Annotated in this window: 7 protein-coding genes; all 7 read left to right on the top strand. The window is 58.0% G+C overall.

Annotated elements, in window-relative coordinates:
• Positions 1-404: 404 nt before the first annotated feature.
• The 7 genes from CJ255_RS19950 (at position 405) to CJ255_RS24995 (ending at position 8,422) form a co-directional block, all read left to right on the top strand.
• Positions 405-2,261, top strand: coding sequence for a tyrosine-protein kinase domain-containing protein (locus CJ255_RS19950; protein WP_097645841.1), 1,857 nt, complete (start codon positions 405-407; stop codon positions 2,259-2,261).
• A gap of 159 nt (positions 2,262-2,420) precedes the next feature.
• A complete protein-coding gene (locus tag CJ255_RS19955) occupies positions 2,421-4,931 on the top strand; it encodes a DUF4012 domain-containing protein (protein ID WP_165774837.1) in 2,511 nt (836 codons plus the stop codon).
• Positions 4,932-4,959: 28 nt separating this feature from the next.
• The gene (locus CJ255_RS19960; protein WP_097645843.1) at positions 4,960-5,784 is read left to right on the top strand and encodes a hypothetical protein; all 825 of its coding nucleotides are present in this window, start codon (positions 4,960-4,962) and stop codon (positions 5,782-5,784) included.
• 178 nt (positions 5,785-5,962) lie between these two features.
• Positions 5,963-6,655: a class F sortase gene (locus tag CJ255_RS19965; RefSeq protein ID WP_097645844.1), complete on the top strand. Its 693-nt coding sequence runs from the start codon at positions 5,963-5,965 to the stop codon at positions 6,653-6,655.
• A gap of 320 nt (positions 6,656-6,975) precedes the next feature.
• On the top strand, positions 6,976-7,473 hold the full coding sequence (gene nusG, locus CJ255_RS19970) for a transcription termination/antitermination protein NusG (protein ID WP_165774838.1): 498 nt from the start codon (positions 6,976-6,978) through the stop codon (positions 7,471-7,473).
• 513 nt (positions 7,474-7,986) lie between these two features.
• Complete coding sequence (locus CJ255_RS19975; protein ID WP_097645846.1) at positions 7,987-8,208, top strand: type II toxin-antitoxin system HicB family antitoxin; 222 nt, start codon at positions 7,987-7,989, stop codon at positions 8,206-8,208.
• Positions 8,186-8,422: a type II toxin-antitoxin system HicA family toxin gene (locus CJ255_RS24995; RefSeq protein WP_369127681.1), complete on the top strand. Its 237-nt coding sequence runs from the start codon at positions 8,186-8,188 to the stop codon at positions 8,420-8,422. Before CJ255_RS19975 ends, CJ255_RS24995 begins: the two co-directional genes overlap by 23 nt.
• The last annotated feature ends 406 nt before the right edge of the window (positions 8,423-8,828 follow it).

Below are 8,828 nucleotides of genomic sequence, written 5' to 3' on the forward strand. Positions count from 1 at the left end.
TGGTAACCAAATTTCGAGATGCTTCGCTTTGTTCAGCATGACAGGCTGCTGGGACACTTAAAAATTTCTGCTTCCCTTGACCATAGACCGTAGGGGCACGGCAGCGCCGTGCCATCCCCGTGGTCGCCGTAGCCCCCAGGGGCACGGCAGCGCCGTGCCATCCCCGTGGTCGCCGTAGCCCCCAGGGCACGGCAGCGCCGTGCCCCTACACAGCGTTCCTTTTGCGCTACTGCAATATAAACTTGGTTAAGACATGGTTCATAGTTACTTTACAGTTTGGTCTCCGATGGAGTGCCGACTTTAGTCGGCTGGGGTCGTAGATTGCCATGGGATGCCGACTAAAGTCGGCACTCCAACTGTAAAGCTGAAAGGCCGTTTCTGAAACCATGTCTAAGGAATAAACAATGGACAATGAACTGCTGCGCTACCTCTTCATTATCCGGCGCTGGGCATGGCTGATTATCATCGGCACTGTGCTCAGTGCCAGCGCGGCGTTCCTTGTGAGCCGTGAGATGACGCCGGTCTATCAGGCTTCAACGACGTTGCTGATTAACCAGGCTTCGGCCAGCAATGCGAATGCCGACTATAACGCGATTCTGAGTAGTGAGCGCTTGGCGCGTACCTACGCTTCGCTCATGTTGACCCGCCCGATTCTGGAGGAGGTGATTGCCGAGCTTGAGCTGGTTACCACGCCGTCGGCGTTGGCTGATCGGATTACCACGACGCCGGTGCGCGATACCCAGCTCATCCGTGTGACGGTGGAGGGTGAAGATCCGGCCCAGGTAGCGGCGATTGCCAATAGGTTGGTAACCGTCTTTGTAGAGCGCAATGAGGCGCTCCAAGGTGAACGCTTTGTGGCCACGCGGGCGAGTCTCGAACAGGAACTTGAAAAGCTGCAACTTGAGATTGATACCACCCAGGCCCAGTTGAATGAGGCGACCGGGGCGGCCAATGCTGCCGAACGGAGTCGCCTGCAGGAATTGTTGGCCATGTATCGCACCAGTTACGCTTCGCTGCTCAAGAGTATCGAAGAGGTGCGTATGGCTGAGGTGCAGCAGACCAATAGCGTCCATACGGTTGAGGCGGCTGCGGTGCCAGAGTATCCGGTGCGTCCGCGTATTGTGCAGAATACCGCCCTTGCTGCACTGGTGGGCCTGCTGCTGATGGTTGGGGTGGCGCTGCTCTTGGAGTTCTTGAATGATCGCGTTACCTCTAGCCAGCAGGTGGCCGAACTGCTCGATACGAGTGTCCTAGCTGCCGTGGGTGAGATTGATGGTCAACGCTCAATGGATAAACTGGTGACGTTAATCTCACCCCATTCCAAGTTCTCTGAAGCTTACCAGATGATGCGTGTGCGCCTTGAGATTGCACGCTATGGCCATGCCTTCAAGACCGTTTTGGTGACGAGTGGGAATCAGGGTGAGGGCAAGAGTATTACGGCGGCCAATCTGGCGGTGGTGCTGGCGCGCGCCGGGAAGCGCGTACTCTTGGTTGATGCCGATCTGCGCCGCCCTACCACCCATACCTATTTCGCGCACCACAATCTGCGTGGCCTCACCACGGCGCTGGTGCGGGAGGGTGATACGCCGGTTGATTTCCACCTCCACTCCACCAAGTTGAACAATCTGCTGCTGATGCCAAGTGGCCCGCTGCCCTCTGACCCGGCGGCGATGCTTAGTTCGCCCCAATTGGTCGAATTGATCGAGGAGTTGAAGACACAGGTTGATGTGCTGGTCTTCGATAGCCCGCCTCTGCTGCAGGTGGCCGATGCCTCTATGCTGATGCAGCTCTGTGATACGGTGGTTCTCGTAGCGACCGATGGTAAGACGCGCACAAGCGCCCTGCGCCATTCGATGCAACTCCTCGAGCAATCAGGGGTGAAGTTGGCCGGGGTGGTGCTCAATCGGGTGCGTAAGAGTCGCTACGGCTATGGCTATGGCTACGGCTATGGCTACGGCTATGGTTACGGCTATGAGCCAGAGCCGGAGAAGTTGACCTGGCGACGGCGGCTGCGCCGCATGTGGCGACGCTTGCTGGGCAGGAAGGCAGCCCCACAACCTTCAACTGCCTCAGGTGTCGCAGGGGGGGATTGGGAGGATCTGACGGCCATTGAGCAGATGGAAACAACCCACGCCAATGGGCAGAATGGTCACAATGGTCATAATGGCCAGAATTCGCAGCCCCAACCTGTACAACAGAAGAGTGACACTGGACGACAACAGTCCTCGCGTTCGCGTGGGCGGCGGCGTAGTGGAGATTGAGTGGGACCATTTCAGATTGTAGATTGTAGATTGTAGATTGCCGAACATGGCGTCTCAATGAGCTTTAGGGAGGTGTGCAGCGCATTCCTGATGCCGCAAACCTATTTTCTATCTTCTCGTTTCTGTATCCTTCCCGTAGCGTTATTTTGGTGTGAGCATATGCAGCCTTCCCTCAGCCAAGTTCAGCCTAATCCAGTGCCTTCGCCTGCCCGTGTCTGGTATGGGCGACGTGGGCTGTGGCGCGGCGTGGGCCTGCTGGCGCTGCTGCTGCTGCTCGGCCTGGGCTGGTGGGCGTGGGCGATTACACGCAACGCCCAGGCTTTTCTGGCTGATGTGCAGATGCTTGAGGGGTTGGTGCGCGAGCCTCAAGCCTTACTGGTAGATGGCGCGACCCACCTAGCAACGGCCCAGGCCGATCTTGAGGCGCTACGTCAAAGCTTGGGGCCGCTGCCCCAGGTGGCCCAGGGCTTCGCTTGGGTGCCCGGCTATGGCCATGATCTCGCTGCCGTAGCCCCGCTGCTTGATGCCAGCGACCAGAGCCTTGCGGCGGCGGCGGCGCTGCTCCAGGCGCTTGAACCGCTCATGGCTCACGCCGACAACCCGGCGCAACTCGATGCTGCTATGCTGCTTGATCGCGCCGCTGAGTTGCGGAGCGCCCGCCCCGCCATGGCCGCCGCACTTCAGCAGGCCCAGGCGGCTGAAGCGGCATGGGCCGCTGTGCCGCTCGATGACCTGGCCCCCCCTTGGCAGGCACGCGCCCGCCGTGCCCACGAACTGACCTTGCTGACCAAGGCACTTGCCGCGTTTGCGGTGGCCTCCAGCGACCTAGAGCAGGTCGTTGCCCCGCTGCAACCCTATGCCACTGCACTGTCCGCAGGGGTGCAGGAGGCCGATCTGCTGCTGCCGCTGCTCCTTGATGACCCCGCTGGTCTGTTGGCCGCCCTTGAGCAGAGTACGGCCCACCTTGAGACGGCGCGTACCTCGGCGCACGATGCAGAACAGGCTTGGGCCCAGGTGCCCCCCGCACGCCTACGTGGTCAACTTGCGCCAATGGCGCAACTCCCGGCGCTCTACCTTGCCAGCTTTACCACCCTTGAGGCGACGACGGCGAGCGCCCAGGCGCTTGTGCCGATCCTGCTTGATCAGCGGGCGGGCCAGCCGTTGGGCCCACTGGTGAAGCGTCGTTTGAGCGCACAGCAAGCGCCGATCTTGGCGGCTCAGGCCCAGCTTGTGCAGGCTGAACTGGCCTGGGCCGCGCTCGACCCGGCGGGCCTGCCTGAGCCACTTGCGCCCTATCTGGCCCATCTGCCTGCTGGCTTGCGTAGTGGCGCTGAGGCGCTCGAACTCCTCGCCATGCTGCCTGCATTACTCGGCGCAGACGGGCAACGCGACTACCTGCTGCTAGCCCAGAGCGGCGATGAACTGCGGGCCACCGGCGGCTTCATTACCAGTGCTGGCATTCTGAGCCTGCTGGATGGCCATGTGCTAGACCTAGACCTAGAGGATTCGGGGCCAATCTTGCCGCCACCGGGGGTTGCTTTGCCCTACGCCCCCGAACCGCTGGGCCGCTACATGCGCATCTACCGCTGGGTCTTCCGCGATGCCAACTGGTCGCCCGATTTCCCCACCTCCGCCCGCGTCGCCAGTCAACTCTATGCCCTCAGTGATCGCCCCCTTGTCCCCGATGTGGTCGCGCTCGACTTTGGAGCCTTCAAGCAGATCCTCGAAACCATTGGCCCCGTCACGGTAGCAGGCGAAGCTGAACCAGTGAGCGCAGCGACGGTGCGGGCCTATATTGAACGCCAACATGATCTCTTTGGTAGCAACAACGAGGTCTCGGTTGGTCCACTGACCCGCGCCATCCTTGAGCGCATTGCCACCGGCGATCTGGAACTGGCCCCGCTGATTGCGACCATGCGCCGCTTGGCCACTGAGCGCCACCTGCTCATTGCGGCCAGCGATCCGGCTGAAGCGGCCCTCTTCGCCCGCCTTGGCTGGGATGGCGCAGTGCGGCCCCAGGGGAGTGACTTCCTCATGGTTGTGGACGACAATCTTGGCTATACCAAGTCCAACTACAGCCTGCAACAAGAACTGCACTACGCCATCGATCTGCGTAACCTCAACGCACCTGTGGCGACCTTGAGCATAACCTATACCCATACCGCCCCCGCAGAGGAACTCTGTCCGGCCCGTGGTGAACGGCGCGGCATGCCCTATGCCGAAATGAAAGTCATGTGCTACCGCGGCTACCTGCGCGTCTTGGCCCCCCCGGCGGCTACGCTGCTCCATGCCGAGCATGGCCCCACCCCAGGGTCATTGACTTGGACCGGCTTGCCGGATGCGGGCGAAGTGGTGAGTGGCTTGGGCCATGCCAATCTGCGCGAGTTCGCTACCTACTTCGCGCTCAACCAGGGTGAGGTACGCAGCCTGAGCTTACGCTATAGCCTGCCGGCCACTGTGGTGACCAGCAGTGAGGATGGTTATCACTACCATCTGCATGTGCAGAAACAGGCGGGCCGCGAGGAACTTCCGCTTTGGCTTGCACTGCACCTGCCCCCAGGTATGCGGCTGCTCAATCCCCCCGCAAGCCTGAAACCCAATGGCACTGGAGGCTACCATGGGGCATTTAGCCTCAACCGCGATCTCATGCTGGACGTTACATTTCGTTGATTGAAGGCAAAGAAAGGCAGACCTAATCATGGCTACAACACGTTTGTTACGCCAACTACTCACCCTCATGCTCATCACGGGGCTCTTGGTTGTGAGTGCGGCCCTTGGCAGTAGCGGCCAAGCCTTCGCCCAGACGGTACCCGGTGGTGAACCACCGACCGCACCACCGCCACCTGCACCTGCCTTACCACCTGCTCCCTCGGAGCCCATTGAGGGTGTTTGTGTGCCGCCCTACTACCAACAAGGTGCCTGGGCTGGCATTAGCCTGCCCCGCTTGCCCGGTGATAGCGTTGATCCCGAAGTCAATGTCTACATTCCAGGTGAAGCACTGCGCAACCTAACCGACCGTTGGGGCAATGTGGCATGCCCCTACTGGCTCGAAGTGGATGTCGCGCCCACTGATGTAACCTCCGCACTACCTCCACCGATGGCGAATGGTTCGGTTTTGTTGACGGTGATGGTTCGTGCGCGATTGCTTGACGGCAATCGCAATGTAATTGAACGGCCCAACTTTAACCCGCCTGCTACCATCTGCTTCCGCCTGCCACCTGAGCGCGTTGCAATTGCCAATGGCTTAGATGGTGTGCAACTGTACAACTTTGATCGTCTCTTGGGGCAGTGGGTGACCCTACCAACCGCAGTACTTGATGGCCAACTCTGTGGCACCGTAACCCACTTCTCAGTCTTTTCTCTGACTGCCGCTCCAGCATCAAGCGAACTTCCTATCCCCGCCGCGCTACCCACCACCGGCACTGCCGATGGCCTACGCCTCGATCTCTGGCTCGGCTTGGGGCTCTTCCTAGTGGCGCTGGGGGGCGTGGTGCGCCGGGTGCAGCGAGGAGTGAGGAGTTAAGAGAGACAGAGGATTTCACCACAGAGAGACAGAGGATTTCACCACAGAGACACAGAGAACACAGAGAGGTTTTTGGCACGACAATCACCATGATTGGCGCACCCTCCAGCATAAACTCTGTGCCCTCGGTGCCTCTGTGGTGCAAATCTCCCTTGTTACGGCAACGAACACACTTACTATGCTCAAACGAATTCTCAACTTCTCCTTGCTGCTCTTGCTGCTCGGTGGCTGTGGTGGTACCACCAGTCCCCAAGAGCAGGCGGTGGTCGTGCCCACAACGGTAGCCCCTGCGCCGACGGCGGCACCGCTGGCGACGGCGGTGGTCTTGAGTGCCGAGAGTGTTGCCTTGATCGATCAGCCACTCTTGGAACAGCCCACCGCTGTGCCGCAGCAGCCCACTGCGCTACCGCCAAGCACTACAAGCGAAGTGGGCCGTCCGGTGCGCCTCGTGATTGATGCGCTTGAACTGGATCGTGAGGTTCTTGCCGTAGGTCTTGACGAGCAGCGCATGCCGGTTGTGCTGGATCACGATGTAGCCTGGTATCGTTATAGTGCCACCCCTGGCCAAGGCGAAAATATTGTCCTCTGGGGCCATGTCTTGCGTTTCCGCAACACCCCTGACATCCCCGCCCCCTTTGCCCGTCTACACCAACTGAGTCCCGGCGACCCAATCACCCTCTACGATGACCAAGGTCGTTCGACGACCTACCGCGTCACCCAACAAATCCAAGCTTTACCCGATCAGATTGAGTATATGCTACCCAAAGGCCGCGAACAACTCACCCTGATCACCTGCATCGGCGATCTCGTCATTGACGAAGCCGGGGTCAACATGAGCCACCGCCTCATTACCCTAGCCGAGCCAGAGTAGCGGATGCATGAGGCGAGGAGGCGGGAGGCGGGAGGCGAGGATGCGAAGCAGCTTAGAGTTTGCGCCATAGGTAGTGCCGACTTATGGTCTTCCAGTAAATAATCCGCTAACCAGACCTCGCAGATCTGGCATATCTATCAGGTCTAGTCCGTGCCGCGACACCGGATTAATTTCTGGAAGACCATAAGTCGGCACTACGACAGTAAAGCTGAAAGCATGTTTCTGAAACCTTCCCTGATACCAAAAAGCTCATTGGAACGCCATGTTCGGCAATCTACAATCTACAATCTGCAATCTACAATCCACAAAGGAACTCCAAGGTGATACACTGGTACGCCTTACAGACCAAACCACAAAAAGCACCCCTCGTCAGCCAACAACTGACGGCGCGCAATATTCCCGTCTTCGCGCCCCAACTCACGATCAAGCCGGTCAACCCACGCGCCCGCAGCGTGCGGCCCTTATTCCCCGGCTACGTCTTTGTACGCACCGACCTCGACAGTGTTGGCCAATCGTTCTTCCAATACCTGCCCTGCGCGGTTGGACTCGTGAGCTTTGGCGGGGTGCCTGCCGTCGTTGAACCTGAGTTGTTGCGCGAGATCGAGCAACGTCTCGCACAGATCAACGCTGCTGGCGGTGAATCCTTCATGAAGTTCCGCCCTGGCGACCGCGTAAGGATAGAACATGGGCCATTCGCAGGCCTTGAGGCCATCTTTGACGGGCGCCTGCGCGACAGCGAACGGGTACGGGTTCTGATCGAACTGATTGGCCAACGCCAGATTGTGCTAGAGCTCAATGTAGGCTACGTGGTGTCATAAGACGCGAGGACGCGAAGCTCTAGCCTCACGCATTACCAAGGGAGACTCGAAGTCCACCCATATGCCACCTGACACAGTACCTGTGTCGGAGTGGCGGAGCGTGCAAACCATAGGGAAGCGGATATTGTTGATTGCCTCGTTGCGTTGCCACCCTGAGAGGCCGTGGGTAGTGCCGACTTATGGTCTTCCAGAAATTAATCCGGTGTCGCGGCACGGGCTAGACCTGATAGATATGCCAGATCTGCGAGGTCTGGTTAGCGGATTATTTACTGGAAGACCATTAGTCGGCTCCCATCGCTGCCAAAGACCTCAGCCGACTAACGTCGGCACTGCCTAATGGTGCAAACTGTGAAGTGTCCTGAAACCATCTTCTTTGCATTCTCTTGCGGCAATGAACATATTTTCTATTCCATGTGGTATAATGTATAGTAACCTACTGTGTCATGCTGCGCTATGCAATTGAAGTGGCTTAAGGGTAGGATTGAGTATGAATGAGGCTGAAAGCGGGGTAATATGCTCAGAAGACTCACAGCAATCATAGAGCCTGAAGGAATCGGCTATGTTGCTCTCTGTCCCGAATTTGATATTGCTAGCCAGGGTGATACCATTGAGGATGCGCGAGCGAACTTAAAAGAGGCTCTTGAACTCTTCTTTGAAGTTGCCTCACCTGATGAGATTCGTGATCGTTTGCGTGGCGAGGTCTTTGTAACGAGTGTTGAGGTGCAGATTGGGTAGGCTGCGTTCACTCTCAGGTAAACAGGTTATAGCGATTCTGTCACGCTACGGATTTCAAGTGGTAAGACAACGTGGTAGTCATGCTGTACTACAGAAACAACTTGCTAACACAACCGTCACTGTACCAGTGCCGCTTCATAATGAATTGAAGATTGGCACGCTGCAGTCGATTATTCGTCAATCAGGTGTACCAAAATCTGAATTCGAGATTTAAGGTTAGGGATGATTTCAGGACACTTTAGGGAAGCAGAAATTGTTACGTATCCCAGCAGCCTGTCATGCTGAATAGTACATATTCGCAGGCATCGTAGTGCCGACGTTAGTCGGCTGAGGTCTTTGGCAGCGATGGGAGCCGACTAACGTCGGCACTACCTACGGCGTAAACAGGAACGTTCCGAAAGCCGCTTTGCCGCATTTGTAGAACCCACCTCAACTGAACCCGTAAAGCGTAAAGCGAAGTTTCTGCACCAGTTTGTGCCTATTGCCTATTTTCTATTTTCTCGTTTCTGTATCCTTCCCTTCCTGCGCTACCTCGCCGCCGCGGGCAAGCATGTGACGCTGCAAGAGATCATTGACGTGGTAGGAACAACCATTCCCTTGGGAGGTGCGCTCATGGGTAC

Origin of the sequence: Candidatus Viridilinea mediisalina (assembly GCF_002532535.1) — a bacterium.
In the GTDB taxonomy this organism is placed as follows: domain Bacteria; phylum Chloroflexota; class Chloroflexia; order Chloroflexales; family Chloroflexaceae; genus Viridilinea; species Viridilinea mediisalina.

Bases quoted from the DNA above. Each gene is read 5' to 3' on its own strand.
- CJ255_RS19950 (WP_097645841.1), top strand. From the start codon at position 405: ATGGACAATGAACTGCTGCGCTACCTCTTCATTATCCGGCGCTGGGCA.
- CJ255_RS19955 (WP_165774837.1), top strand. From the start codon at position 2,421: ATGCAGCCTTCCCTCAGCCAAGTTCAGCCTAATCCAGTGCCTTCGCCT.
- CJ255_RS19960 (WP_097645843.1), top strand. From the start codon at position 4,960: ATGGCTACAACACGTTTGTTACGCCAACTACTCACCCTCATGCTCATC.
- CJ255_RS19965 (WP_097645844.1), top strand. From the start codon at position 5,963: ATGCTCAAACGAATTCTCAACTTCTCCTTGCTGCTCTTGCTGCTCGGT.
- CJ255_RS19975 (WP_097645846.1), top strand. From the start codon at position 7,987: ATGCTCAGAAGACTCACAGCAATCATAGAGCCTGAAGGAATCGGCTAT.